Genomic DNA, 26,136 nt, shown 5'->3' on the forward strand with positions numbered 1-26,136 from the left:
GTCGTCATTTGTCGGTGTGAAGTTGATTTCGGCGCTCTGCTCGCCGCGCGGTATAATGTCAAACAGCGGGCAGTCCTCGCTCCAGTTGAGCCTGTCGCCGTCGGCGTCCTCTGCGAAGATGAGCAGCTTGAAGTTCTTCCCCTGGCTCGCGACCTGGTCCATTATCGGGCTCAAGACTGGATAGCGGTTGACTGAGATGTTGATCGATGCAACAGGTATATGATTAAGGCCAAACCACAGGGTGTTGTTCCCGCCGGTCGCGACCCAGCTAGTCCTGATTTCGTTCAGCATGGAGGGCTGTAAATCAACGGATTTCGATTCGATATGTTCGGCTGTATTGAAATCGTCCCCGACACGGAAGGATATATTGACAGGAATTACCATGGGGGTGGGATTGTCGATGCGCGCGAGCAGATTAAGCACATCTTTCTCGGAAAGCTCCGTGGGCTCGCATTCAAAGGACATGAATCTAAATGGTCTCTCTTCTTCTCCTATAGAAACCTTGGGCTCCGGCTTACTGTATTTTCTTACTAGTACATAGTCGAAATAGGTGTGCTCGGTCGTTGAATAGTCCCCGATGCCGACGACGACGTATTTGGGTGTGATTCCTCCGCTACCGCTGATTTCAAGGCTTTGCTCGCTGAAGGGGCTCTCAAGCTGCTTCCAGACGCCCTTGGCCCAAGTGTCAGGAGTGTAGTAGGTGGTCATCCTGAACCATATGTTCCGTACTGTTATTTGGGTGTTTGAATTGACGGTCCCGATATCGTTCACGGTGAGAGCGAGGTAAACGTTATTTTTTAGATAGTCATAGAGCCGAGCCGAAACGAGCTTAAGAGGGCTGCCATAATAGGAGTCATCGTATGCCACTTCATTGGTGAAGCCTGCGTAGGCGCCGAATGCGCTCTGGTACCAGTCCGTGAACTTCAGCCTCGTCTCTATGGCGTAGCTGCCTTCGGGAAGGGAGATTTTCGAAATGACGCAGCCGCCAGTATGGGCGTTGCCACTGCCCACATTGAAGTCGAGCATTCCACCATTGACCGAGCAGGTCGTGGCCGTATCCACGAAATGGGGTGTATTCCACCTCTGGCTGTCGAGTGAGTTGCCAGTAAAGTCGTCGTAGAAAACCGAGATCTGCTCGGGGCCGCCAGCGTAGGTGGCGGCTGGATTGCCGTAGTACATATATATTTGAGTTGTCGAGGCGGCGGCTATTCTGCTCACATTCACCCAAACCTTCAGGGCTTTCCCCTCCTCAATGTTCTCATACCAGCATGGGAGAACTTTCAAGCTGGCCCCGTCCCTCTGGACAAACTTCAGATCCCCGAAGTCCCTTTTCATATCTGAATCATAGGTCTGGTTGATAAGCACCGGATAATCCGTCAATTGAGCTGTGCTCTTAGTGTTGTCGATGGTCACGGGTCTCCGAAACTGCCAGTCCAGATCCCACCAGGGCTCGTCTGCTTGTGTGAAGGCAGAGGAAGCAGGATGGGACTCGATGGGCATCGTGAAGCCGAGACAGGACGTGGTCAGGAGAACAAGACCAATTAGCACTGAACAAATACCTACAGAACGCATCACGCCACCTCCAAGGCGCTGTGCTAATGCTCTTCCTCCCTATTAAATTTATAGTGCAGAAATCTAATTCAGACGCCCATCAGAGGGTTCCCTAAAGCCTTATTAGAATAGAGAGATTTTATGGTAATAGAAAGGGCCCGTAGCTTAGGCTGGTGGAGCGTCCGGCTCATAACCGGATGGTCGTCGGTTCAAATCCGGCCGGGCCCACTATTAATGAGTAATATTGGGTAGTATGTGTAAGTATGTGTAGGCCCGGCCTCACCTTGACGAGCGCTTTGTGGTTGATGCCGCTCGTCTGCGGTCCAGCCTGGGCCATTAAAGAGAAGTCGGGCAAAATCTATTAAAAGGGGGTAAATGTTGATGGGGAGGCCGGTGGCGATGCCCACGGCCACCGGGCGGCAGGACGCTCCCGTAGTGTAGTCCGGTCAATCATCGAGGCCTCTCGAGCCTCAGACACGGGTTCAAATCCCGTCGGGAGCAAAACTTTTTTTCCAAGAGTTTTCAAAAAAGGCTTCGCGGGCTCGCTGCGCTCTCAGGCTCGCCGTCCATGACGGCTCGCCTCTTGCTCGGTCCTGACGGGCCTCTCGCAAAAATGTGTAATAAGATAGCTTTCGCCTTAGTCCAGCGTGGGCGCGCCTCGCTTGGAGTCTCGCCGTGTATCGGGTCTTACCTTTTCCCCGCTCTCCGGCTCATAGACCCGCTATGACTTCGGGCAGTCGAAGGCCATTATGGCGAGAAGGCCCTAGGGCATTCTAAAGGGCACTGGCTCCCAGCCCGCCTCTGAGCTTTTATATATTAGAAGGATTCATATAGGCCGGTGCTGGAATGAAGGTCGCCATCATCTACCACTCTCGCTATGGCAATGGAAAAAAGTGCGTTGACTGCGTCGAAAACCTGCTGAAGAGCGGGGGCCACGAGGTTCTCGTACTACGCGCCAACGAGTCGAACCCCTCCCAGATACCACCGGCCGACCTCTATATATTTTCCGGGGCCACGGAGGCCTTCACCATCGCCAGACCGCTCAGGACGTATCTCAAGGCACTGCCCGTTCTACAGGGCAAAAAATACGCCCTGATCAACACCCATGCGATGATGAAGCCGAGAGCCCTTCCCAAAATGGAGAAAATCCTGTCTGGGAAAAAGGGGATGGTCAAGATCGCCGAGATTGACTTCAGAGTGGGGAAGGGCACAGATAAGGGGATGGGATTGCCCCCGGACTACGAACAGCGGCTCGCGGAGTGGGTGAAGGGGCTGGTATAGACGCGTGCTTTAGCCGTGGTTAGACCTCTGGGCCCCATCAGATTCCAATCAAGTTGAAACAGACTACCTTTGGCTCAGTCATCTCGAGAAGCGAGAACCTGACGCCCTCCCTTCCCAAGCCCGAGTACTTGACCCCGCCGAAGGGCATGGAGTCAAGTCTGTAGTCCGTGGAGTCATTTATCATCACGCCACCGCATTCGAGGGAATAGGCACCCTTGAACGCGACCTCAACGCTGCTCGTGAATATTGCGGCGTGCAGCCCATAGGGGAGCGAGTTGGCTTTGGCTATTGCCTCGTCCAGTCCCTTGACGGGGTAGAGGTTGACAACAGGTCCAAAAACCTCGTGACTGTGTATTCTTGCCTGCTCAGATACATTCTCGAGCACCGTAGGATAGTAGAGAGCCCGCTTGCGCCTTCCGCCAGCTAGAAGCCTTGCTCCCATCTTTACAGCCTCGTTGACCCACTCTTCAACCCTCTTCGCCTCCGTTTCGTTTATCATCGGCCCCATGTCGGTCTCTTCCTTCATTTTGTCTCCGACCCTGTACTTCAAGGTGCGCTGAACGAAAGCGTCCCTAAACTCTTGGTAAATCTTACTATGGATATAGATTCTCTGAACGCCGATGCAATTCTGGCCCGCCGCCCAGAATGCCCCTGAGACGCACGACTCCACCGCTAACGATAGCTCTGCGTCCTCCCAGACAATTACCGGCGAATTGGAGCCGAGTTCCATTCCAAGCTTCTTGATTCCGGCGAGGGCGGCTATTCGCTTTCCAGCCTCGACGCCGCCAGTGAAGGAGACCATTCTGATTCTCTCATCGCTCACCATCGGCTCAGCAACTTCGGGTCCCGGACCGGTCAGCACCTGAAGGGCCTTTGGTGGAAGACCCGCTTCCAGCAGTGCCTCGGCCAGTTTCAGCGCTGAGAGGGGCGTGGCGGTCGCGGGCTTGAGGATGACCGAGTTCCCCCCGGCGAAGGCCGGGCCAAGCTTGTGCGCGACGAGATTGAGGGGGTCGTTGAACGGGGTGATGGCAAGAATAACCCCTATAGGGAATCGATAGTAGAAGCCCTTCCTTTTCTCCCCCCCGGGAAAGGAGTCGAAGGGAATCGTCTCCCCCAGAACCCGCTTTGCTTCCTCTGCTGAGACTGTCAGCGTGTTTACGCACCTTGAAGCCTCCTTTCTTGCCTCCCGAATGGTCTTGGAGCCCTCCCGGGCGATGGTTCTTGCAAAGTCCTCGAGGTTCTCCCGGACGAGCTGTGCGGTTCGGTACAAAATATCCGCCCTTTTGTGAACCGGCAAGGAGCGCATCTCCTTGAATCCCTCAAGGGATGAGCGCAGAGCGGTCTCGATGTCCCGCCTCTCAGCCCTCGGGACGGTGTCCACGAGGGAGCCATCGTAGGGGTCGCGTACCTCGATTCTCCTCTTCCTCTCAACCCATTTGCCGTCAAGGAGCATCTTCATAATCTGCCCCCTATATGCAGAAGGTCGTTCAGAAGGCTGTAGCCCGTCTCTCTCTTTCCGGCCCCTGGCCCGATAATCGTTACCTCGCCGAGGGCGTCGGTGGTGATGGTGAGGGCGTTCGTGGCCCCACCCACGCCCGCGAGGGGATGGGTAAGCTCGACCCGCTGGGGGCCAACGGAGGCTCTGACGATGTTCCCCTCCATCCAGACCCTCCCTATCAGCTTGTATCGCTTCCCTTCGGCCCTGGCGGCTTTGATGTCCTCGGGCTTGATTTTCGTGATCCCCTCGCAGGGGCAGTCGAACGGCTTCAGGCGAGCGCCAAGCACGACGTTGGCGAGAATCGTGACCTTGGCCAGTGCGTCCCAGCCCAGCACGTCCGCGTCAGGAATGGCCTCGGCATATCCCAGTGCTTGGGCACTCTTGAGGGCCTCTGCGTAGGGCAAGCCCTCCTCCATTTTCGTCAGGATATAGTTGGTGGTTCCGTTAAGAATTCCACGCATCTCCGTTATCTCGCAGCCCGCGAGGTTCTCCCGGAGGAGGTTCAGCACCGGCGTCCCACTCATCACGGTTCCCTCAAAGAGGAATTTGACGCCTTTTTTTTTCGCAAGTTTAGCAAGCTCTCGATAGTACAAGGCCACAGGTCCCTTGTTAGTGGTGACCACATGCATCCCCAGCTCGAGCGCTTTCCTAATGTGCGTGGTCGCTGGCTCACCCGTCTTTATGTCCGTGTAGGTCACCTCGACGAGGGCATCGGCCCCGGCCTCCTGAATCATCTGGAGAACGTCAAAGCCCTTCTTCGGAGCTTTTAGCTCCTCGAGCTTCCCCTTCTCGCCGGCTTTAATCAGTTTTCCGAGGTCCAGGCCGCTTGGGTCCATGACGGCCCCCTTCAACTTATCCGAAACTGCCACGACGCTGCACTCCAGCCCATATCTCGAGGCCAGCAGCTTACTCTTGGCGTGGAGCAGCTCGGCTAGTCCCCTCCCGACGACACCAAAGCCCGCAAACACCAGCTTTAGCCTCATCACCGCTCACCTCCATTTGCTCTTCCCTGAACTTCTGGACCCCCCTTCTCCTCTTTCTTCACGCCGATGGTGCAGCAGGGGAGCCGCGATGAACGTGAGCCCTGCTTCAGTAAGGGCCTTCGCGGTGTTGTTGATCGCCTCGTGCTTGTCAAGGTAGTTACGGAGCAAGGCGTCCTGCAGCCCCCTTGCTTCTATTTCTTCTTTTGGTAGAAAGTAGTCCAGAATGTCTGAGGGGTGCTCCCTCGTCTTCTCCACCGCCACCTCGCCGCCCTCGTGTTTGGCGCTGATGTTCGCCACCTCCGCCGCGAGCTCGACGAGCTCCGCCCTCCTGTCGTAGGGCTGCCTGACGATACTCTTCCAGGTCTCGAGAATGTGGTGCTCGAACCGTATGTTCCGCTCGAATCCCAGCTCCCTGCGAATTCTGGCGCAGGCTCGAATGGTATCGTTGTTGACTGAGTTTGAAAAGTTGAATCCGATTAGGGGGGAGCTGCCGTCGTCGCGGCTAAAGAGGCGCGCGGCCAGAATCGTCCAGAGGACAGCGTAGGGGTTGTCGTTGCCCATGTAGACCGATATCTTGAACTCAATGTCCACGCCCAGTCTGTGGAGCATGTAAGCCGCAAGAATGGTCCCGCTATTCACGTTGAGAACCTGTCTGACGCCGTAGTTTGTGTGGTAGTAAAGGAACTCGTCTACCCATTTAATGGGGTAGTTATTGGGCTGGCCGACGCCGCCAAAGTAGCCCGTGATCGTCTCCGGGCCGCCAAGGTGCACATTGGAGCCGTCGGTCCCGCGGGTGTCGAGGGTTTCGCACACCGACGCGCCGAAGACCTTCATTGCCGCGCTCACCGCCAGAAGGTCCCCGTCCGCCTCCTGCTCCTTCATGTTCCTCACCCTTATGAAGCGGCCCGGCATCAGCTCCTTTCTTTCTAGCGCCTGCCTTGTCTCGGCGACGAGGTGGCTGAAGTACTGGCAGGCGCTGATCTCGAGGGTGACGGCTCGACTCATGTCGAAATCCATTCTGTCGGCCCGGGGGCCGAGGACCCTACGCCTATATTCTTCAACGGTTATGAATGAACCCTCGTCCCTCTTTTTCGCCATCCACTCGACTTCCCTTGCGTAATCGGCCCTCTTCTTCTCCAGTCGCGCCATCAGGCTCTCGTAAGTACCGCTCTCGCGGGCCTTCCTGCGAATCTCCTCTATGCCTCCATATTTATCAATCAACTCGAGAATCGCGTGGACCTGAGGGTTCTTCGGATCGAGGAGGAATGCATTTATCTGCTCAAGCTTTTTCGCCGAGATGCGAAGCGCACTGTGAAGGCTCCTGCCGGCCCCGGCCCCTTTTGATTTTCTACGAACCACCTCTCGTCCCCCCGGCCCGCTGGGAATGAACTATATCATTTATAACTATTCTGCTGGGTTGAGCTCGAGCCGGGTTATGCGGGCGCTCATCACACCTCATGCTGGGTCGTCAAAATGTATAATATGTTAAGCATCGAATATCAGTATCATATGCACTAGCTGTAGAAGACTGGTCAGCTCGTGCGTGGCAGGCGCTCCAGACTGTCAAGCGAGCCCTCGAGACCTGGCTTCAGGTAAATCAGGAACGGGACGCAGGATGGCGACATTGCCCGGCGCTTGAGGGCCTGTGACCGGGCGGTCGTCGTGCACGAGGTCCGGGGCCCGGCATTCCGGGGTATCAGGCGGAGGGCTACCTCTTCCTCCCCGGGAACTGTATCTCGCTGTAGATGCCCATCTTGCCATCGACCATTTTCGGCATCTTCGTGTGAATCTCCATCGGGGAGTCGACGATGATGTAGCCATTGTCCTCAACCCACCTCTACAGCTCAGCGTAGCTCCTTCTATATTCATCAGCTGGGGTCTCGTACTTGAAGGTCGCAAACTCCATCTCGGGGAGCAGCTCTAGATCGATGTCGCCCGCCGGCTCCGCATCTCCGTGAATGGATATGACCACGCGGGTCAAGAGCTCGCCCTAGATTGCGGTCTTTGGTTCGGGGGATGGAGCGCGAAGGGCGCGAGGACGGGCCTAACCCCTGCCTGCCTCGTCAAAGCGGAGAGCTTTTTATAGCCCTCGTCGAAGGGGACAGCGCCATTGGGTCCCCCCATTCGATATATGCGGGGGCGCTCGCGGAGCGCTTCTTTAGTTTTACTCCCATACCTCCCAACACTGGGATTGCGTCGCTGGGAAGAGAGAGTGGATGGGGCGTATTTATAGGCTGAGGGGGACAAAATGAATTACCTGATTTTTTATTTTTCACCGAAACCATTAGATCCCGGAATCCCAATCCCCTGCGCAGTGCCCGATTACTTCCTAGTGGCTGTGAGCACGAGGCGCAACTTGGAACTCTGCCTCGAGCACTCCCACGCCGGCTTCCCCTCCACCTCGACGGGGCCGTGGCCGTTCGAGGACATATCGCCCGGGGACCAGCTGTCATTCCTCTACGGTGCGCGCGTCCGGAATATATACGAGGTGGTCTCCAAGGCCGCCTACACAGAGCCAGAGCGCCTCCCTCCCTCCTGGGAGCCGATTTATTTTCGGGGGATAAGCCGGTATGGAGGAAAGGAAGGAGCGGTCGCGCATTATTTCCCGTTCCGGCTTTTCCTGCGGCAGATTGGGGAGTTCGACGAGCCCATTATCCGGTCGGAGTTCGCGTATTTCGCCGAGGGGCTTCTCTGGAGAGGGGGCTATGGGAAGTCGCACTTCCAGGGCGACGAGCTCTCGAGGCAGAATGTGCTGCGTCTCGCCCATCCGGTAAGCGCTCCTGAGAAGCCAAAACTGGAGCTGAGCGCCCCCTCCTTCACCCCGCGCTATTCAAGAAACCGTGAAAGACCCGACGGGGTTTTTAAATTCGATGAGAAGCTCCTTCAGGCCGCAATAAGGCATCATCTGAAGAAGAATAGAGAAGCGATGAACTCATTGCTTAATTTAATCGGACTGAGCGACTGGCGCAACCGCGAGCTCGAGGTCCTCGGCGAGCGGGCGATCGCGCGCGGGTCCCCTGACCTCATTATTAAAGAGCGGAGCCTTGAGGCGCCCTCGCGGGAGGTCGTGGGCGAGGTCAAGCTGAATTCCGCAAAAGTAGAAGATATAAACCAGCTCGCGAGCTATCTCGATGAGGTCGGGGACCGGGCCGTATCAGGTTTTATCGTATCCTCATCATTTCCGAAGGCAGTGATGAGCGAGCTAAGCCATTATCCTGAAATTCATCCGTTGATTTACGAGCATGCAGATTTCGGTGATAGGGGTCTGAGCTTCGAGGAAATAGTTGCGAGCATGAAACTGGCCGGCAGATGATGCGAAGACTGGAAATCACCTGGTGAGCAGGTTCAGTGCAGAAAGCGCCGTTTTTCCCTTCTCAGACAATATGAAAAGTCTGCCCTTCCTCGCCCCCGGCGTTATGTTCGTCACCAGCCCCATCCTCTCAAGGGACCTCAGCGCCCGACTCACCCTCGACCTCGCCACCGAGAGCTGCCGTGCGATCTCGGAGGGCGTGCCCGGTCCGGACCTGAGAACAGTCATAATCTGGAAGCGCAGGTATGACCTTGTGGCTCGAACGACCCAATCGTTGGCCCCGTTTCTTTCCACGATGCCGATCCGTATCACTCCATACTTAAACTTAGTTACACTTTACTTATCGAATTTGTGAACTATCTTTATCTTTCCAATCCTGATCATAATCGCTCCGGTCACCCTGCGCGAAGTCACCCACGCCGATTATCTCGCTTATGCGCGCGTTCATGGGGATATCCGAATTCAGGACCGCATCGGGCGGCAGCCGAGGCCAATCCCCATCGGCCGTGCCCATCATATTAAAGACCCCCAGCCCCGCAATTTCACCCTGGAGCCCTTCACAACCTGGTCCTTCCCGGACCGCGGGGAGTGGGCGACGCACCGCGGCAACTACCGCGGCAACTGGGCCCCCCAGATTCCGCGAAACCTCATCCTACGCTACACGAAACCCGGCGAGATGGTTCTGGACCAGATGTGCGGCTCCGGAACGACGCTGGTCGAGGCCCGCCTCACCGGCCGCAATGCTATCGGCGTCGACATCCGCGAAGAGGCGATAATGCTGACCCGAGACCGGCTGAGCTTCACCCTCCCCCGGACGCTCGACGACTCCCTCCCGCGGACAAAGCAGAGGACCTTCGTCGGCGACGCCCGCAATCTCGATAAGATAGATGACTGCTCAATTGATCTTATCGCCACCCACCCGCCCTATGCCAACATCATTCCATATTCGAAGGCGGTTCCCGGGGATCTCTCGATGGTCCACTCGATTGACGAGTTCGTGGGGCACATGAGGCTCGTCGCCCGAGAGTCCTTCCGGGTCTTGAAGCCGGATGGCTACTGCGGAATTCTCATTGGTGACACCCGCAGGCACAGGCACTACGTCCCCATCGCCTACAGGACCCTCGGCGCCTTTCTCTCCGAGGGCTTCGTTCTACGTGAGGACATCATCAAGCACCAATGGCAGTGCAAGTCCACGCCCTACTGGGTGAAGAAGTCGCTCCAGTGGAACTTTTTAATGATAATGCACGAGCACCTCTTCGTTTTCAGGAAGCCCGCGGAGGGCGAGGACACTAAAAAACTCAGGGATAGCATGGCATGGCAGGGCGTGGGGTAGCCAGCTTCAAACCTCTCTCGGCACGTCTATCCTCATCCCCATCATCGTCGGCGAGGGAATCAATATCTTCTTCCTCACGGCGAGCTGGACCATGTGCTCCCTGAAGGCCTGCGGCAGGTCCGCGATCATGGGCTCCCCGAACTTGCCGAGGTGGAGGGCGAGGTGGTAGCGCGTCTGGGAACTCCTCCTGAACGGAGGCAGGCGCCTGAGCGACTCCCTGAAAGCCCTCCAGGCCTCCTCCGGATAGGGGTCGGAGGGGTCGTCGGGGTTGATGGCCTCCCAGCGGCCGGAGGCGGGCCAGTAGCAGGTGAGGGTTCCGACCTCTTCCTTTACGAGCGCTCCGGCCCCGAGTGCCCGCTCAATTATGCTCTTCGCCTGGAGCCCCCTCCCCGGAAAGAGCTCGCGTAGCTTTGCCCCGATTCTCTCCTCGGTTGGGTAGTGGTTCTCGCGCTTGAGCGCCTCGAGAGCAGCCTCGAGAGCGGTTCCATCCTCCCTAATGTCCGGAGCCCTCTCCGGAACCTGCTGCGGCGCCGGGGCCTTTGGCTCGACGGCGGGGGGCGTCTGTGCCTCGCCCTTCAGCGCCGATACCTCCTCGACGAGCTTTCGCGTGGCCTCGAGATAGAGAGGGGTAGTTCCGTGGAGCTTGACATACCCCTCCGTCTCCAGCGACCTCGCGAGCTCCTTAGGCCTTCGAAGGCCGAAGCGTCTGCAGAAGTCGCCGTCGAACTGGTTATGCAGGTAGCCCGCCACGCGGGAGAACGGAATTCTGGACCCCTCGTTGACGGCTGGCTCCAGTGAGGCGACGAAGCTGAAAAATGCCTCGAGCAGGTCCCGGCCGGCCTCCGGCAGACCCTGCGCAAGGGCCGCCTCCGCTCCCCCGTCCTCCTTCGAGTGGGTTTGTATCGTTTCTAGTGGGGGGCTGAATACGAGCTCGTCGATGTCATGGAATGAGAAATGGACAAATGTTATCCTGGGCACCACGCCCTTTGCGCTCTTCACCGGAAATAGGTCATTGGTAAGAATATACACGGTCTCGCCCTGCTCCTGCCTCTTGAGCGCTAGCTGAATCAGGAAGTCGTCGGCCTCGCGCCCCGCAGGGGCCTGGGTCACAAGCCCGCTCTGAATCATTTCCTCGAGCCTCTCCGGCTCGTCAATCACGTGCCTGAGGCTCGCGTCCGCGACCACGCCCACGCGGAAGGGGTGCTTCCGGAGCTCCTCAAGCACCCTGGCGAGCAGGTGCATCCGCGGGCCCTTCAGCAGGCCCCCTCCGTAGGCGACGTTGCTGGCGTCGACCAAGACTATCGGCGGCTTCTCTGCGGACTCCGGCAATTTCCCCTCCGGGCGCCGATTGTCCGCGCTCTATATAACCATTCCCGCCGGGCTAGATGTCTGGAACGAGGGGGCTCCCGTGGACAGCGGTGTTGTAGACCACATACCAGACCAGAGGGAGGAGGGCTGTGAAGAGGGCGAGCCATATACCAAGAACGGGATACAGCGCCGCGGGCAGCGCGACCCATGTCAGCGCCTCGTGGTAGCCGTAGGCGCGGATTATCGCGCCCCTGTCGAATTTCTTAAAGCTTAGGAGGTGGTGGGCAGCTGGGTAGGACAGGGCGTTGAGGGCAATCACCGCCACCGCGACGGGGCTGAGGAGCCAGATGGGGTCCGTCAGGCCGACGGTGATGTGGACGAAATAGAGCAGGATGGCAGTCATGACGAACTTCATCAGCCACACGGACGCTTTAAAAAGGGTGGAGATGTAGAGCCTCTCCCCCTCGATTCTTACCCCCATCGCCGCCGCCATGTTCGATGGGTCGGTGGCGACGTCCTTCAGGCCTCCCTCCCAGTTCTGCATGAATCCGGACTGGAGCGCGAGGTAGGCCATTATGAAAAGATTGCAGTGCAGGTTCTCGAGGAACTTCCCCCCGATTATCGCGCCGTACCACACCACCCCGGCGATTCCTATTGATATACATACGCCCCAGACATAGTGGGTCTTCCCGAAGAGGTTGTAGGCGCTGACGACGCCCATCACGAACACGAACAGCACGAGAAGGGCCCAGGGGTCGAGGCGGGACAGATAGATGCCCAGGAGAACGCAGGCCGTCAGGAGGGCTGCGTACATGGTCTTCGCATGCTTCATCGGCACTCTAGTGCCAACAACCCTACTTGAGGTATACCTGACTTTCATATCGTAGTCGAAGTCGGTGATGTTGTTGTGGATGCTTGCGGCGCTGTTCAGGAGGAAGCCAAGGGCCATTGCCCCCAGAACGAAAAGATCGAGGCTGCCGTGCGATATCATTACGGGAAGCGCCAGCGCAAGCGAGGTCAGCATGGCGTTCTGCGGCCTGATGGCCTGGAAGTAGTCCCTCGCCGAAGCCCCGCGCTTCCTAGTCACATTTTTCCGAAGCACATCCTCCCTAATTAATTCTGGGGAAGGATTCACGAACTTCGTCGTGAAGCCCGTTGTTCTAGCCTTCCGAGGAATGCCGGGCGGGGAAACTCGTGGGCAACTCCTACCCAAGAAGAGAGACGAATCTCGTCCCGACGCTCTCGGCCTGGCTCAATAACTATAAATGCATAGTGACCAAATAACCTGTGCGTGTCCCGCATCCGAATTCTGCCCGACAGGCAGGTCTTCATTCAGGGCGGGCCGGTCGAGGGCACCGTCCGGCTGGAGCTGGAGAGGCCCGCAAAACTCCAGGCCCTGACCCTGAGCCTCATGGGTGCGGAGATCGCCTCCGGCGAGAGGCCGGCGGGGAAGCACAGGCAAAAACCCGTGCGGACGCGTCTCCTCTTCGAGCGCGCCTGCCAGCTCGCGGGCGAGCATGAGCTTCTTCCGGGCACCTATGAACACCGCTTCTCCTTTCCCCTCGAGCTCAACGGCCTCCCGAGCTATGAGGGTAAGCTTATCCATATCAGGTACACCCTCCACGCCCGCGCCTCGATTCCCCTCTGGCCCGATATCTACGAGATGACGATCGTCACCGTCGCCCTCCCGCCCGGAGCGCGGGGACCGGACCCGGGGCCCATCCGCTTTTACTCGGACGGCCATGAGGACGACTCAAAGCCCAGCTTCAGCGTCGAGCTCCCCCGGACTGTCTGGCGCGCTGGGGAGGAGCTGACGGGCAGAATAAGCATCATAACGAGGGCCGGAAAAAGAATCAGGAAAGCCAGGGTGGCCCTCGCGCGCGTCGAAACGTCCACGGCCTCCGGAGAGCTCGAGACGGACACCACCCATGTCTCCACCGCAGAGGTCCCCGGGGAGGCTCTTACTACTCTGGGCACGGACTTCGCCCTGGCCATCCCGCCCGACGCCACCCCTTCATACAGGGGCCTCTACTCCGAGCTGGTCTGGGGGGTGCTCGTGGAACTGGACGTCGCCCTTGGGTTCGACGTCAGGGGGGCTGAGTTCGTCACGGTGGTCGGGACCTAGAGCCGGGGGCACCCCGTGAATCGCTCCACAAATTATTAGATGGTCCCGCCGCATTTGCAGAAAGAGAGGAGCGGGGTGAGGAGATGATGAGAGTATCCCGGCTGGTGTGGGCTCTGACACTTGCGACTCTGTTGCTTGCTTCAGGGCTCTGGCATCTCTCCCCGCCCGCCGCCGCCGAGGCCTGGATTCGGACCGACATGGGAACCCCCCCGGGCGGCAGCGTGCGGCTCAGGGGAGTGGCGGTTGGCGACGGGGACCGGGACGGAGCCAGCGAGGTCTATTTCACGGCGAGGCCCGGCGGTGGGCTCTACCGGTACTCCTGGGACAGCCAGAGCTGGAGCTGGACTATCAAGAACGTCGCGGCTCCGGAGCTGAACGCCGACGCCGTCGGAATCGGCGATGGCGACGACGACGGGAAGCTTGAACTCTACGCAACCGGTCTCATCCGGGGCGCTCCGCCGCTTCCGCGCGGCCGGATGGCCCTCTTCCAGCTCTACTACGACGGCTCCGGTTGGCACCAGGAGACTGTGGCGACCACAGCCTCCCCAGCCACGGGCAACGCCCTTGCAATCGGCGACGGGAACAACGACAGCAGGAAGGAGGTATTCAGCTGCGGCTCCGACGGCCATATCTACATGTACTACAAGAGCAACGAGTGGAACAGCCAGGACATCGGGAGCGCGGTACCGCCGCCCGGGCAGCCTGCGATCTCGATGGAGGGGCTGGCCGTGGGAGACGGGGACAACGACGGCTACCCGGAGGTCTACGGCTCCGCCGCGGACGGGAGGGTGTATCGGTTCAGCTACACGGGCTCAGCGTGGGTGAGGAGCGATGTGGGTGCGGGGGATACCTCCTCGCAGGGCTCCAGCATGGCCGCGCTCGCGATTGCGGACGCGGACGGTGACGGAAAGAACGAGGTCTATGGTGCGTCGTGGGCCAACGCGACGATATATATGTTCAAATACGACACCACAGCAGGAGCGTGGATAAGGACGGCCCTTGTCTCCCTCGGCAACATGGTCAACGCGCTCTGCCTCGCCGCCGGGGACGTCGACAGCGACGGCTTGGAGGAACTCTACGCCGGCGCAAGCAACAACCAGGTCTACAGGGTCTTCATAGACAGCGCCACGGGAAAATGGGCCTCGGCCTCCATAGGCTCGGGCAACGGCCCAGTCAGCGGGGTCGCGGTCGGGAGCGGCGCGGGCGTTCCCTCATCGGTCGAGGTCTACGCCGCATGCACCGATGGCCACGGTTACCAGTTCCTTCTGGACAGGTTCTCCCCGGCCAACCCGCGAGTCTGGAGCGATACCCATCCCGAGCCCGGCAAGTGGTATCCGGCGAGCGTGGTCCATGTACTTTGGGAGGACGTGGGTCGGGACCCGAGCGGCATCGACGGCTACTCGATATCCTGGGACAACAACCCCGCGACGGTCCCGGACGCGGTGAAGGATTTTGAGGAGTCGGTGCACGACGCGACCAGCCCGGCGCTGAGCCCGGGGAAGTGGTACTTCCACATTCGGGCCCGAGACAACTCCCTGAACTGGAACGCCACCGCCACGCATTTCGGGCCCATATGCATCGGCACCGCCCCAGACACGGCCCCGCCAATAATATCAAACGTGAGGGTAACGGGAATCAGTGACAGGCTGGCCGTGGTAAGCTGGAACACGAACGAGCCCTCGGACGGTCTCGTGGAATACGGCACCGACACCGGCTACGGACTTTCCGTCTCGGACCCCGGATTTTTCCTGGAGCACAGTCTGACCCTCACCGGCCTGAGTCCCTCGACCTTATACCACTTCCGAGTGAGCTCGAGGGATGCGAGCGGCAACGGTCCCTCGTACAGCGAGGACATGACCTTCACGACCCTTGCCTCGCCCGACCTGACACCCCCGGTGATATCAAACGTCAAGGTCACGGGAATCACTGACAGGCTGGCGGTGGTGACATGGGAGACCGACGAACCCGCTGACAGCATGGTGGAGTGGGGCCCGACCCCGTCATACGGCGCATCAACCTCGGATGTGAAGCTCGTCCTCCTCCACGAGCTGACCCTGAGCGGCCTGGAGCCCTCGACAATCTACCATTTCCGCGTGGGCTCCAAGGATACGAGCGGGAACGGGCCGTCTTACAGTGAGGATCTGAGCTTCACAACCCTCGCGTCGCCCGACACAGACCCGCCCCACATAATGAATTTGAGGGTCGAGGGTGTGACGGGGTCATCGGCGATCGTCCTCTGGGAGACCGACGAGCCCGCCGACAGCTTCGTGGAATACGGCCAGACATCGTCCTACGGCTTGAGCGCTGCGGACAGGAGCTATGTTCTTGTCCACAGCGTGGCATTGCTGGGGCTCTCGCCGGGGGTCTCCTACCACCTGCGCGTCATATCCGCCGACCCGAGCGGGAACAAGGGCTACAGCGAGGACCTGAGCTTCAGGTCCAACGCCACGCCCTCGGCACCCGACACAACGCCGCCCGTGATATCGGGCCTGACGGTGAGCGGCGTCTCGGACACGAGGGCCGTCGTCCTGTGGAGCACGGACGAGTTCGCCGACAGCGAGGTCGAGTACGGGACCGACACCGCGTACGGCCTCAGGGCGTCGGACCCATCGCTCACGACCATTCACAGCGTGGTCCTGCAGGGTCTGAAGCCCTCGACCGAGTACCACCTGAGGGTGAAGTCCACCGATGCGGCCGGGAACGGACCCGCAGTCAGTGGGGACGTGAGCTTCTGGACCGCGGGCAGTCCCGACACCACGGCGCCTATGATATCGGACATCAGGGTCGTAAACGTCACGTCAACCACTGCCACAATCCTGTGGAGGACCAGCGAGCCCTCCAACAGCTTCGTAGAGTGGGGCAACAGCACGGCCTATGGCAGGAGCATCTTCTCAAGCCTCTATGTCCTCGAGCACGCCATCGTTCTGACAGGGCTGAAGCCCGGCACCCTCTACCATTTCAGGGTCTCGTCCACCGACCCGGCCGGGAACAAGGGGGGCCCGAGCGCGGACCAGAGCTTCAGAACCTCAGGAGGGACCTCTGCTCCGGCCGTGACAACATCCTCGTTCCCGTGGTGGCTCGTGGCGCTCCTCCTTGCAGTGCTGGTCTTCATTGTTGCAGCCGCCGTTCTGCTGGGGAGGAGGGCCCCGCCGGCGAGAGAGACGGGCCCGGTGCCGCCGGAGCCCCCGTCCGCCGGATGGGAGGAGGAAGAGGGCGTGGGCGGCGCGGGCGGGACCGGGGGGTTCGCGGGCTCGGACGCTGAGGAGCCCGAAGTGCTCCAGATGGATGGCGCGGCCGCGCCGGCGGCGGGCGGTGGAGCCCCGAGTAGCGGGGCCCCTCTCCAGACCCCCGGCGAGAGCCTACCGGTCTACCCGGGGCCCGGAATTCCGGCGAGCGTGGAACGGCTCCCGAGCCAGACGTCACCCCCATCCCCGCGCCGCATCAGGTGCCAGGCCTGCGGGACCAGCTTCCCTGTTTATGGTGGCGGAACGCAGAGGGTCACCTGTCCCGGATGCGGGAGGACAGGAGTCTTCAGAGGCTCTGCTGGGGGATAGTGACGGGGGCCCTGAAATGAGCGGGGAGCGCCCGCCGTTTGCGCCCGGAGCGGGATGGGTCCCTGATGTAGAGCTCATCTGGGCCTGAGGGTCTTCATCGCCTTCGGGAAAGCCTCGGCAAACCTCTTTGCGTGTTCCGTTGGCACGGTGAAGGAAATCCTGATGAACCTTCCGCCGAACTTTCTGGAGACGTAGTTCCCCGACCTGATGAAGACATTGTGCTTGAAGAGGAGCTCCCTCTCCAGCTCGTCCGGGTTGACACCCGTGACGCCTATATCCGCGCAGAACATGTTGGCCTGTGAGGGATAGACGGGGAGCGCGCAACCAGGTACGCTCTCCACCGCTTCCTTAATGATTTTCTGGTTCTCCCTGCAGATTTTGAGAACTTCCGGCAGCCACTTCTTCTTCGTCTGCAGGGAGGCGAGGGCCGCCCTCTGGGCGAGGATGTTCACAGAGAGGTCGTTTGTGTTGTAGGGAACCACCTTCTCCATCAGCTCCTTCGGGCCGCAGAGAGCGCCAATCCGCATCCCGGCGAGGCCGCAGCTCTTCGAGAAGGAGTAGGCGATGAACGTCCTCTCCGGAGCCCACTCCGTGGTCTCGTGGTGTCCGGTGGCGAAGTCGCGGTAGGTGACGTCGTCCAGAACGATGAGCGCGTGGTCGCGCGCGAGCTCCGCAAAAGCCCGGACCTCTTCCTTCCTGTAGCCCGCACCGGTCGGGTTCAGGGGGTCGATGAGCAGGAGCATTCTTGTTCTGGACGTTATGGCCTCCTGAACATCCTCCACCCGGTACTTCCAAGGTTTATGGTAGACGGGGAGATTGGTGCATTTCGCTCCTGTGAGCTCTATCACCTTATGAATCATGAAAAACGAAGGGTCGGAGGTGATGACCTCGTCTCCCGGGCCGAGGAGGGCTCGCGCCAGAATGTATATTCCCTCGATGCCTCCGGCGGTGATGAGGGCGCGGTAGTCGGGCATCCCGATGTCCTCGAGAATCGCCTCCCGCAGGCCGGGGAGGCCGGTGGCGATTGGATACTTCCGGTACTCCTCCTCCTCCAGACTCCTCCGAATCGCCTCCTTGACCTCAGGATAGGTCGGGAGGTGGTTCGTGTTCTGGCTCATCCAGGCGACATCGTGCGTGTGGGCGTACTCGAACTCGTCGGGCTGGGCCGTCTCGCTCCCCCCGGGCTGAATAATGCTGTTGATATTAATAGGCTGTGGAGGAATTTGTGATGATGGGGGCCGCCCGGCAGCCCTCCATCCTGAAACAATTCCCGGCGGGCTTTTTGGAGTTTTGAATAAGAGAAATCGCCTCCCTGGATATAGAAAATCCCAGCAGGGGCGTATATTCGTTGTGGTGGAGTGGGGAGAGAAAAGAGTGGGAAAAGATGATAGTGGGGGACGCGGAGCGGTGCCGGACGATTCTCGAGACGGACAGAGATGTGTCATGGACATACTCGTCCACCTCGAAGTCAATGACACGGGCTGGAGGGCCATCACGAGGTAGAAGTTTGCGCATGGCCAGCCACACTGGAGAAAATATCTGGAGTAGTGCAGATATGTTATGATTGAGGTAGGAGAGAGCTCGAGCAGACGGACCAGGCACTAGGGATAACCTTCATACATAAAGCCAAGGGCATTTATTAAGTCAATCATTGATGAAGAAATGGAGTGTGTAATGAGGGCAAGAACCATGCATCCAGTATCTGGAGTTTTCACTATGGAGAAGGCGATTGAGAGAGAGGAGGGGCTCCTTATCCTGCACAACCGAATTCACAGAATTCTTACGGAGAATGGACTAGCAAAAGACGAACCCGGGAAGCAGAGACGCCGGAAGTGGGTCCGGTATGAGAGGCGGCACAACGACTCCCGTGGCATGCTGACTGGTTCGAGATAGGGGAGGAGGATGTGATTCGTATAGAGCCCGAGTATAAAGGCCGACGCTTCAAGGCTGCTGGTGGGCGCCGGCGCCTATAAAAGCTCCCCCACCCGGAATAGCCTGAGGTGTCTTAGAAAACCCGTGGTGGCTTATGGCAAGCCCAGGCGGCTCCTGACAGACCATGGACCACAATTAACATCCTCAATCCAACGGGAAAGTGGAGAAGGCGGCGGGAACTATTGTGAGGCTCATCCGGCACTTCGGGGGGCTTGAGAGTGTATTAAACTCCGATCACTCCAGAAGGCTGCGCTAAAGTCACACAGAAGAGTGTGAGACGCCGTTTTAGGCAGTCATAAGGAAGATATGGCCGGTTAGGAGAAGGGCATTCATAAGGGAGAACATCGAGATGATTGCCAGATATGCCCCCTTCCTAGCTATTATAGGGGAGCTTAACGGTAAAAAAATAGGCTAGAATATAAATCAAAGAGAAGAACTTAATTCACGACTCCACACCTCCTGCCACTGGGAAAAACCATATAAACCGCATGCCATATGACCATCGGAGAGTGAGAGGATGCAGGCAGGGCAAATGGCGTACGACAGGGCCATCACCGTCTTCTCCCCGGACGGCAGGCTGTTTCAGGTGGAGTATGCCAGGGAGGCCGTCAAGAGGGGGACGACAACGGTTGGCCTTAAATATAAGGATGGAGTAGTGCTGATAATCGACAAGCGCATCTCGAGCAGGCTGATCGAGGCCAAGTCAATAGACAAGATATTCCAAATCGACAGCCACATAGGGTGTGCAACCTCGGGTCTTGTGGCGGACGCGAGGGTGCTCGTGGACAGGGCGAGAATCGAGGCCCAGATTCATAAAATCACCTACAATGAGGCAATTCAAGTCGAGGTCCTGGTGAAGAGAATCTGCGACTTCAAGCAGAACTACACCCAGTACGGAGGAGTGAGGCCCTTCGGAACTGCTCTGTTGGTGGCCGGCGTGGACGACCAGGGCATCCACCTCTTCGAGACCGACCCGAGCGGCGCCCTGATGGCCTACAAGGCGGGGAGCATCGGCGCAGGGAGGAACACGGTAATGAGCGTGTTCGAGGAGAAGTACGAGGATAATATGACACTCGACGCGGCCATCGCGCTCGGCATCGAGGCCCTGACGAAGGCGAGCGAGGGCGAGGTGAAGCCCGAGACGGTCGAGATCGGCCTGATACAGGTGGGTGAGAACTTCCGCAAGATGGACCCGGAGGACGTTAAGGCTAGAATTTCGAAGGCCAAGTAATTCCGGGCCGGAAGGTAATATGGTCAGCCTTGAGAAGGCCGTGGTGGCCAGGCTGGAGAGGGGCGGGTTCCGCTTCGAAGTCCTGGTTGACCCAGACGCCGCCCAGAAGCTGAGGGACGGGAAGGAGGTAGATATAATCGAGAGCTTGGCAATCGACGAGATATTCAAGGACCAGGCGAAGGGCGAAAGAGCAGCCGAGGAGAACATAAAAAAGGTCTTTGGGACTACGGACGTTGCAAAAGTGGCAGAGGTAATAATAAAAGACGGTGAGATTCAGCTGACCACCGCCCAGAGGAAGGAGATGATTGAGGCCAAGAAGAAGGCGATCGTGGCCGAGATTGCGCGCAACGCAATCAACCCGCAGACGAAGACCCCCCACCCGCCGAGGAGAATAGAGATGGCGATGGAGGAGGCGAAGGTCAAGGTAGACCCCTTCAAGCCCGTCGAGGAACAGGTCAGAATCGTCCTCGAGGCCATCCGGCCCCTCCTGCCCATCCGTTTGGAGAAAGTGACCATCGCGGTCAGGCTCAAAGGTGAGGACTACGCCAGATGCATCGGCGACATAAAAAGCTTCGGCACCCTCAAGAAAGAGGAGTGGCAGGCCAACGGAATGTGGATAGGGCTCGTCGAGATGCCCGCGGGCCTCCAGACCGATTTCATGGAGAAAATGAACGAGAGGACCCGCGGCTCCGTCGAGGTCCGGGTGGTCAAGTAGGCCGGGCGCAGCCGGCCGGATGTGGCTCTGATGGAAGAGAGCGAGAGGGGTTTTTCTTATGGCTGGTGATGGGAATGGGCGGATGGGCAGGGGAGGCGGGGTGGGCGAGCGGAGGACGAGGCGGGAGGAAATGAAGACCAGGACGTGGGGGAAGGAGGTGATGGGTAGGAGCGGCAGGGGAGGGGAAGGAACGAAGGAGAGCCATATAACGGAGGTGGGAATGCGCCCGGTTGAGGAACTCTGGAGGGGCAGGGGGAGGCGAGGCAGAGGGGAGGGGGGTACGCAGGCCCCACCCGCAGTCCAGCGAGAGATAGTCCTGCCGGGCGAGAGGCTGGGGGCTGGCAGGCTCAGGGCGGGTCCGGGAACCTACAGAGAGGGCGACGCGGTGTTTGCCGCGACGCTAGGCATAAAAACGATGAAGCAGGGCGAGATTTCCGTGATACCCCTCGCAGGAAAGTACCTCCCGAAGCCGGGGGACATCGTCGTCGGCAAGGTTGTGGAGATGACGCCGACTGCATGGGTCATAGACCTAAACTCGCCTTACGTAGCCCCCCTTCCGGCGAGCGAGACTCCCTGGGAGGTGGAGTACGGCGAGACGCCAAAGTACCTCTCGATAGGCGACACCGTGCTCCTCCAGGTGAGGAGTGTGGACGAGATGAAGAAGGTCAGTGTCACGATGAAGGGCCCCGGCCTGCGCAGGCTGACCGGAGGCCAGACTATCGACATCGAGGCTCCGAAGGTCCCGAGGGTCATAGGCAAGGGTGGCTCGATGATCAACCTTCTAAAGAGGCTGACCCGCTGTAGAATTCTAGTAGGTCAGAACGGGAGAATCTGGCTTGACGGGACCGTGGATGATATCGACATCGCTATGGCTGCGATAAGAAGAATTGAGTGCGAATCACACAGGCTTGGCCTGACCGACGCCGTGGCCTCCCTCATCGGAGAGATGAGGAGGTCTCTAGAAGAGGCGAGAAGGCAGGCAGCGCCCGCGGGCGGTCTCAACGAGGTGGGGGTGGGGAGTCCGGGGGAAGGTGGAGGGGGCGGGTGCGGGGGAAGGGAGGAGAGCCGGGGGGAGAGTAGGGACGGGGCCGGAGGAGGAAGCAATTTCTAGGAGGTATGACATGGGAGGCATGCAGACGAACCATAGGCTTATAACTGAGGACGGAAGGAGGGCGGACGGGCGGGCTTTGGACGAGCTCAGGCCGGTGTCTATCCAGGCTGGGGTGCTCAGGAGGGCGGATGGCTCCGCGTACATCGAGTGGGGCGGGAATAAGGTTCTGGCGGCTGTTTACGGCCCGAGGGAGGTCCACCCCAGGCACCTCCAGAACCCGGCTAGAGCGATAGTTCAGTGCAGATATAATATGGCTGCTTTCTCCGTCACAGAAAGGAAGAGGCCTGGCCCGGACAGAAGGTCCATCGAGATATCGAAAATTATCTCGGAGGCCCTAGAGGCTGTGGTCTTCGTGGAGCAATTCCCTAGGACCACGGTCGATGTCTACATCGAGGTGCTCCAGGCCGACGCGGGAACTAGGTGTGCGGGCCTGACGGCCGCGAGCGTAGCGCTCGCGGACGCGGGAGTTCCCATCAGGGACCTAGTGCCGGCCTGCGCTTCGGGCAAGGTTGAGGGCGTCGTGGTATGCGACCTGGACAAGGAGGAGGACAACTGCGGCGAGGCCGACGTTCCGATGGCGATTCTTCCGAGGACAGGGGAGATTCTCCTACTCCAGATGGACGGCCACCTCACCTACGATGAGCTCCTCCAGGCCATAGAGTACAACTATCGCGCCTGCAGAATCATCAACGAGCTGCAGAAGGAGGCCTTGAGGAAGAGGTACTCCGTCCAGCCAGCCGAGGTTGAAGTAATCGAGGCCGCTGGCCCTCCGGAGATGGAAAGAGGCAGCGAGCGGGTGATGGACACTAGGGTCACGGACGAGACGCCGGAGGAACCTATGCCGCTTGACCGTGGTGAAGGGCCAGGGGGGGGTGGTTGAGTGGAGGAGGACGCGATAGCTGAGCTGAAGCGAGAGTACATCAACAGGCTCTTCGCAGAGTCGAGGCGCATAGACGGCCGCGCCCCCGACGAGATTCGGCCGGTCAGCGTCGAGACCCGTGTTGTAAAGAACGCGGACGGCTCCGCGAGGGTGAAGTGGGGCGAGACCGACGTTCTTGTCGGGGTAAAGATGGAGCTCGGTCAGCCATTCCCAGACGCGCCGGATAAGGGGGTTCTCGTCACCAACGCCGAGCTGATACCAATGGCCTCACCTTATTTCGAGCCCGGGCCCCCAAGGCCCGAGTCGATAGAGCTCGCCAGGGTCGTGGACAGGGGCATCCGGGAGGCCCAGACAATCGACCTCTCGAGCCTCTGCATCACGCCCAAGGAGAAGGTCTGGGTGGCGTTCGTGGACATCCACGCCCTTGACTTCAGCGGCAATCTATTCGACGCAGCCTCGCTCGGGGCCCTGATGGCCCTCAACACAACGACCGTTCCGGCGAAGAGGTTCGATTTGGGAGAGGACTTCAGGCTGAAGGTGGACCACTACCCTATCTCATGCACGTCCGTAAAAATCGACAGGGGTTTGCTTGTCGACCCCTGCCTAGACGAGGAGCGCGTGGCTCGCGCGCGCCTGACCGTCACCACAGACGAGAACGGCGACATACGCGCAATGCAGAAGGGCATCGGAGGCAAGCTCACCCTCGAAGAGGTCAAGGCGATGATTCAGACCTCTCAGAGAGTCGGGAGGGAGCTCAGGCAGAAATTCAGACTGGGGGTGTGATGTGTGACGAGAGGAACTGTGAAGGTCGGCCCCGCCGGGAGGTATGGACCGAGGTATGGGGTCAGGTCGAGGGCACAGGTCGCGGCCATCGAGGCGAGGCAGAGAGAGAAACACCCCTGCCCCAGCTGCGGCCTTGAGAAGGTCAGGCGCGCTGGCACGGGAATCTGGGAGTGCCGGAGGTGCGGTCATAGGTTCGCCGGAGGAGCCTATCTGCCGAAGGCCGTGGCTGTGACGGGCGAGCAGGAAGGGGCCCCTCCGACCTCAAAGGAGGGAAAAGGCGCGCCGAAAAAGGCTGCAGGGGGGACCGAAAGGCCCGCCAGGGATAGAAAAGAAGGTGAGAGAAAGGAGGGTAGTGTTACAAAACAGAAGGGAAAAAAGATGGAGGGTGAGAGCTAATGTATAAGTGCTGGAGGTGCCACGAGAGGATATCTCTCGACCTGAACACGATGGGGCTCCAGTGCGAGAAGTGCGGGTGCAAAATGTTCTACAAGGAGAGGCCCAACGTGAAGAAGGTCATAAAGGCGAGGTGAGGGAGCTGCTGAGGGCCTTCTTCACCTTCGAGCTGGGGGCCGAGAGGAACGAGGCCGTCCTGAAGGCCCTTGGCCCGGAACTCAGGCACGAGATACCGCGCGCCTCTGCCCGGGCGTGGCTCGAGGGAGCAAGCCTCCGCCTCGAAATCACCGCTCAGGACCCGGCTGCGCTCCGCGCCGCGGTCAACTCCTATCTCCGGTGGGTCCGGGTTGCGGCGGAGGCGGCCGGAGCGGGCGCGCGCGAGGGCGGCGAGGCGCCATTAGCAAGCCCTCCGGAGCGGGGCGCGGAGGCCCTCGGAGGCGAAAACTCACCCAGGGAGCGAGAGAGTGAACAAAACGGGAATGGTGCAATGGGGAGCGCCAGCGATGGAAGAGCGAAAGGGGGAAAGCAGAAAGAAACAGGGAAGTGATGGATATGGTCGAGATGTCGCCGAAGCTTCAGAGCCAGATTGCGCAGTACCAGCAGCTCCAGCAGCAACTGCAGATGGTGGTGGCCCAAAAGTCCCAGTATTCTCTCCAGCTGGAGGAAGTGGAGAGGGCTCTGGAGGAGCTGGGAAAGACCAAGGGCGAGACCCCCGTCTACAGGAGCGTTGGGGCTCTGCTGATAAGGGTAGAGAAGCCCGAGGAGCTGAAGAAGGAGCTGGAGGAGGCCCGGGACACCTTGGGCATCAAAGTGAAGAGCATGGAGCGACAGGAGACACAGCTCAAGGAGAGGTTCAATGGCCTGCGCACGGAGCTAACGAAGGCGCTGAAGGGCGCAGGGTGATTCGGCTGGATGCCCTGAAAGGACTGGTCGCGGAACTCTCGCGTGGCCGGAAGCTGGTGCTGCTTCATCCGGGCGCGGACCCAGACGCAGTCGGGAGCGCCGTGGCGCTCAGGCATAGCTTTCCAGATGTGGACATCAGCGCGGCCGGGGGTCTGAGCCGTCAGGGCAGGCGGCTTCTGGAGGCGGTGGGCGAAACCGGAATCGATCAGCCGAACTATGAATTCTACGACACCCTTGTGGTGGTTGACACCAATAATATCGCCGCTCTCGGCGTTCCAGAGAGTGTGTGGGCCTCGAGAAAAAAAATCGTCATAGACCACCACCTCCACAGCGCATCGCTCCGAGACGTGGACATCTACTATTCTGACGAGACGAAGCCCTCCTGCGCTGAGGTGGTCTGGGAGCTCATCAGGGCGGCGGAGGAGGGGAGCGCCTCAGCCTTGGGAGGGGGCGGGGCCCCCGAGGGAGAGAGGGCTGCCGGGAGAGCCGGACCCGTTGAGCCGGCATCGGCCCCCCCGGCCGCACGAAGCGGCAGCGGTGCGGTCTCCTCGGCCCCACCGGCTGTGCACAGCATGAAGCCCGCAGTCGCGGGTCCGGAAACAGCCCCCGCCGGACCCGCTCCTTTCATTGGCGCCCCGGTCCCATCAGGTTCACAGGACCGAAGAACTCCACTGGACCGGAGAGTCGCGCTGGCACTGGCGGCAGGCATCCTGACCGATACGGCCCATTTTCGATTCGCTCGTGCGGAGACTCTAAGAGTTCTCCTCGACATACTGGAGCGTTCCGGCCTAGCGCTCGAGGAGGCGCTAGAGCTCGTTTCTGAAGATATCCCGGACCAGTCGCGCAGAATCGCCATGCTCAAGGGGGCCCAGAGGCTGCGCTACGAGCAGACTGGAGGCTGGCTCATTGCGTTCTCACACGTCAGCGCCTTCGAGGGAGCTCTCTCAAGGGCCCTTATCTCCCTCGGGGCGGACGTGGCTTTCGCCGCTGCCCAGGAAGGATGCGGGTTCAGGGTCAGTGGAAGGGCGAGCCAGGCGGTCGTGAGGTCGGGCTTCCACATCGGCAGGCTGATGGAGGAGGCGGGCAGAGAGACGGGGGGACAGGGTGGGGGGCACGCGGGCGCGGCTGGGATGTCCGGGGTGGGAGATATGGAGGCGGCGCTCAACATTCTGGTAGAGAAGACGAAGGAGTGGCTGAGCCGCGGGGAAGCGGGGGAAGGGGGAGGCTCCGGCTAAACTTGATTAC

General features: G+C 59.8%; 24 protein-coding genes, 2 tRNA genes and 2 pseudogenes. 19 read left to right on the top strand and 9 right to left on the bottom strand.

Going from position 1 to position 26,136, the window contains the following annotated elements:
- Nucleotides 1–1,572: DUF2341 domain-containing protein (locus QW379_08645; protein MEM2870467.1), on the bottom strand; the 1,572-nt coding region annotated here is incomplete at its 3' end.
- Between the two features lie 133 nt (nucleotides 1,573–1,705).
- Here QW379_08645 and QW379_08650 point away from each other — a divergent pair.
- From QW379_08650 to QW379_08660, 3 genes are all read left to right on the top strand, one after another.
- Nucleotides 1,706–1,779 (top strand) — tRNA-Ile (locus QW379_08650).
- Nucleotides 1,780–1,977: 198 nt separating this feature from the next.
- A tRNA-Glu gene (locus QW379_08655) sits at nucleotides 1,978–2,052 on the top strand.
- A 345-nt stretch (nucleotides 2,053–2,397) separates the two neighbouring features.
- The gene (locus QW379_08660; GenBank protein ID MEM2870468.1) at nucleotides 2,398–2,832 is read left to right on the top strand and encodes a hypothetical protein; all 435 of its coding nucleotides are present in this window, start codon (nucleotides 2,398–2,400) and stop codon (nucleotides 2,830–2,832) included.
- 37 nt (nucleotides 2,833–2,869) lie between these two features.
- Here QW379_08660 and QW379_08665 read toward each other — a convergent pair whose 3' ends face one another.
- From QW379_08665 to QW379_08680, 4 genes are all read right to left on the bottom strand, one after another.
- Complete coding sequence (locus QW379_08665) at nucleotides 2,870–4,291, bottom strand: aldehyde dehydrogenase family protein (GenBank protein ID MEM2870469.1); 1,422 nt, start codon at nucleotides 4,289–4,291, stop codon at nucleotides 2,870–2,872.
- On the bottom strand, nucleotides 4,288–5,313 hold the full coding sequence (locus QW379_08670; GenBank protein MEM2870470.1) for a homoserine dehydrogenase: 1,026 nt from the start codon (nucleotides 5,311–5,313) through the stop codon (nucleotides 4,288–4,290). Before QW379_08670 ends, QW379_08665 begins: the two co-directional genes overlap by 4 nt.
- A 6-nt stretch (nucleotides 5,314–5,319) precedes the next feature.
- On the bottom strand, nucleotides 5,320–6,672 hold the full coding sequence (locus tag QW379_08675; protein MEM2870471.1) for a hypothetical protein: 1,353 nt from the start codon (nucleotides 6,670–6,672) through the stop codon (nucleotides 5,320–5,322).
- 478 nt (nucleotides 6,673–7,150) lie between these two features.
- Nucleotides 7,151–7,294 carry a hypothetical protein gene (locus QW379_08680; GenBank protein MEM2870472.1) on the bottom strand — a complete coding sequence of 48 codons (144 nt, stop codon included), beginning with the start codon at nucleotides 7,292–7,294 and terminating at the stop codon, nucleotides 7,151–7,153.
- Nucleotides 7,295–7,627: 333 nt separating this feature from the next.
- Here QW379_08680 and QW379_08685 point away from each other — a divergent pair, with 333 nt between their 5' ends.
- Entirely contained in the window at nucleotides 7,628–8,626 is a 999-nt protein-coding gene (locus tag QW379_08685; GenBank protein ID MEM2870473.1) for a hypothetical protein, read from the top strand.
- 15 nt (nucleotides 8,627–8,641) lie between these two features.
- On the opposite strand, the gene QW379_08690 is transcribed toward QW379_08685, so the two are convergent.
- The gene (locus tag QW379_08690) at nucleotides 8,642–8,917 is read right to left on the bottom strand and encodes an ArsR family transcriptional regulator (GenBank protein MEM2870474.1); all 276 of its coding nucleotides are present in this window, start codon (nucleotides 8,915–8,917) and stop codon (nucleotides 8,642–8,644) included.
- Nucleotides 8,918–9,170: 253 nt separating this feature from the next.
- Here QW379_08690 and QW379_08695 point away from each other — a divergent pair, with 253 nt between their 5' ends.
- On the top strand, nucleotides 9,171–9,956 hold the full coding sequence (locus QW379_08695) for a DNA methyltransferase (GenBank protein ID MEM2870475.1): 786 nt from the start codon (nucleotides 9,171–9,173) through the stop codon (nucleotides 9,954–9,956).
- A gap of 6 nt (nucleotides 9,957–9,962) precedes the next feature.
- Here the strand turns inward: QW379_08695 and QW379_08700 are convergent, their stop codons facing one another.
- Both QW379_08700 and QW379_08705 read right to left on the bottom strand, forming a co-directional pair.
- Nucleotides 9,963–11,285, bottom strand: a complete 1,323-nt coding sequence (locus QW379_08700; protein ID MEM2870476.1) for a hypothetical protein — start codon at nucleotides 11,283–11,285, stop codon at nucleotides 9,963–9,965.
- A 52-nt stretch (nucleotides 11,286–11,337) separates the two neighbouring features.
- Nucleotides 11,338–12,351 (bottom strand): UbiA family prenyltransferase, encoded by a 1,014-nt coding sequence (locus QW379_08705; protein ID MEM2870477.1) that lies wholly within the window; start codon nucleotides 12,349–12,351, stop codon nucleotides 11,338–11,340.
- Nucleotides 12,352–12,555: 204 nt separating this feature from the next.
- On the opposite strand from QW379_08705, the gene QW379_08710 reads away from it, so the two are divergent.
- The gene (locus QW379_08710) at nucleotides 12,556–13,389 is read left to right on the top strand and encodes a hypothetical protein (GenBank protein MEM2870478.1); all 834 of its coding nucleotides are present in this window, start codon (nucleotides 12,556–12,558) and stop codon (nucleotides 13,387–13,389) included.
- 83 nt (nucleotides 13,390–13,472) lie between these two features.
- Complete coding sequence (locus QW379_08715; GenBank protein MEM2870479.1) at nucleotides 13,473–16,943, top strand: fibronectin type III domain-containing protein; 3,471 nt, start codon at nucleotides 13,473–13,475, stop codon at nucleotides 16,941–16,943.
- 74 nt (nucleotides 16,944–17,017) lie between these two features.
- Here the strand turns inward: QW379_08715 and QW379_08720 are convergent, their stop codons facing one another.
- Nucleotides 17,018–18,286: a pyridoxal phosphate-dependent aminotransferase gene (locus tag QW379_08720; GenBank protein ID MEM2870480.1), complete on the bottom strand. Its 1,269-nt coding sequence runs from the start codon at nucleotides 18,284–18,286 to the stop codon at nucleotides 17,018–17,020.
- Nucleotides 18,287–18,317: 31 nt separating this feature from the next.
- Here QW379_08720 and QW379_08725 point away from each other — a divergent pair, with 31 nt between their 5' ends.
- The 12 genes and pseudogenes from QW379_08725 (at nucleotide 18,318) to QW379_08780 (ending at nucleotide 26,126) form a co-directional block, all read left to right on the top strand.
- The gene (locus tag QW379_08725; GenBank protein ID MEM2870481.1) at nucleotides 18,318–18,446 is read left to right on the top strand and encodes a hypothetical protein; all 129 of its coding nucleotides are present in this window, start codon (nucleotides 18,318–18,320) and stop codon (nucleotides 18,444–18,446) included.
- Between the two features lie 159 nt (nucleotides 18,447–18,605).
- Complete coding sequence (locus QW379_08730; protein ID MEM2870482.1) at nucleotides 18,606–18,836, top strand: hypothetical protein; 231 nt, start codon at nucleotides 18,606–18,608, stop codon at nucleotides 18,834–18,836.
- 556 nt (nucleotides 18,837–19,392) lie between these two features.
- Nucleotides 19,393–20,106, top strand: a complete 714-nt coding sequence (gene psmA, locus QW379_08735) for an archaeal proteasome endopeptidase complex subunit alpha (GenBank protein ID MEM2870483.1) — start codon at nucleotides 19,393–19,395, stop codon at nucleotides 20,104–20,106.
- A gap of 19 nt (nucleotides 20,107–20,125) precedes the next feature.
- On the top strand, nucleotides 20,126–20,821 hold the full coding sequence (locus QW379_08740) for a ribosome assembly factor SBDS (protein MEM2870484.1): 696 nt from the start codon (nucleotides 20,126–20,128) through the stop codon (nucleotides 20,819–20,821).
- Between the two features lie 58 nt (nucleotides 20,822–20,879).
- Entirely contained in the window at nucleotides 20,880–21,932 is a 1,053-nt protein-coding gene (rrp4, locus tag QW379_08745; GenBank protein MEM2870485.1) for an exosome complex RNA-binding protein Rrp4, read from the top strand.
- A gap of 10 nt (nucleotides 21,933–21,942) precedes the next feature.
- Nucleotides 21,943–22,656 (top strand): annotated as a pseudogene (rrp41, locus tag QW379_08750) (exosome complex exonuclease Rrp41).
- Between the two features lie 156 nt (nucleotides 22,657–22,812).
- Nucleotides 22,813–23,595 carry an exosome complex protein Rrp42 gene (gene rrp42 / locus QW379_08755; protein ID MEM2870486.1) on the top strand — a complete coding sequence of 261 codons (783 nt, stop codon included), beginning with the start codon at nucleotides 22,813–22,815 and terminating at the stop codon, nucleotides 23,593–23,595.
- Nucleotides 23,596–23,598: 3 nt separating this feature from the next.
- A pseudogene (locus QW379_08760) lies at nucleotides 23,599–23,811 on the top strand (50S ribosomal protein L37ae).
- Between the two features lie 179 nt (nucleotides 23,812–23,990).
- Nucleotides 23,991–24,125, top strand: a complete 135-nt coding sequence (locus QW379_08765) for a DNA-directed RNA polymerase subunit P (protein MEM2870487.1) — start codon at nucleotides 23,991–23,993, stop codon at nucleotides 24,123–24,125.
- Nucleotides 24,122–24,535, top strand: a complete 414-nt coding sequence (locus tag QW379_08770) for a KEOPS complex subunit Pcc1 (GenBank protein ID MEM2870488.1) — start codon at nucleotides 24,122–24,124, stop codon at nucleotides 24,533–24,535. Before QW379_08765 ends, QW379_08770 begins: the two co-directional genes overlap by 4 nt.
- Before the next feature lie 5 nt (nucleotides 24,536–24,540).
- Nucleotides 24,541–24,891, top strand: a complete 351-nt coding sequence (locus QW379_08775; protein ID MEM2870489.1) for a prefoldin subunit beta — start codon at nucleotides 24,541–24,543, stop codon at nucleotides 24,889–24,891.
- A complete protein-coding gene (locus QW379_08780; GenBank protein ID MEM2870490.1) occupies nucleotides 24,888–26,126 on the top strand; it encodes a DHH family phosphoesterase in 1,239 nt (412 codons plus the stop codon). Before QW379_08775 ends, QW379_08780 begins: the two co-directional genes overlap by 4 nt.
- Nucleotides 26,127–26,136: the final 10 nt, after the last annotated feature.

This window comes from Thermoplasmata archaeon (genome assembly GCA_038851035.1).
Classification (GTDB): Archaea; Thermoplasmatota; DTKX01; order VGTL01; family VGTL01; genus JAWCLH01.

Coding starts and splice junctions, on each gene's coding strand:
- rrp4 (MEM2870485.1), top strand. CDS start 20,880: ATGGCTGGTGATGGGAATGGGCGGATGGGCAGGGGAGGCGGGGTGGGC.
- psmA (MEM2870483.1), top strand. CDS start 19,393: ATGCAGGCAGGGCAAATGGCGTACGACAGGGCCATCACCGTCTTCTCC.
- QW379_08765 (MEM2870487.1), top strand. CDS start 23,991: ATGTATAAGTGCTGGAGGTGCCACGAGAGGATATCTCTCGACCTGAAC.
- QW379_08715 (MEM2870479.1), top strand. CDS start 13,473: ATGATGAGAGTATCCCGGCTGGTGTGGGCTCTGACACTTGCGACTCTG.
- QW379_08775 (MEM2870489.1), top strand. CDS start 24,541: ATGGTCGAGATGTCGCCGAAGCTTCAGAGCCAGATTGCGCAGTACCAG.
- QW379_08660 (MEM2870468.1), top strand. CDS start 2,398: ATGAAGGTCGCCATCATCTACCACTCTCGCTATGGCAATGGAAAAAAG.
- QW379_08730 (MEM2870482.1), top strand. CDS start 18,606: ATGGAGTGTGTAATGAGGGCAAGAACCATGCATCCAGTATCTGGAGTT.
- QW379_08670 (MEM2870470.1), bottom strand. CDS start 5,313: ATGAGGCTAAAGCTGGTGTTTGCGGGCTTTGGTGTCGTCGGGAGGGGA.
- QW379_08740 (MEM2870484.1), top strand. CDS start 20,126: ATGGTCAGCCTTGAGAAGGCCGTGGTGGCCAGGCTGGAGAGGGGCGGG.
- QW379_08665 (MEM2870469.1), bottom strand. CDS start 4,291: ATGAAGATGCTCCTTGACGGCAAATGGGTTGAGAGGAAGAGGAGAATC.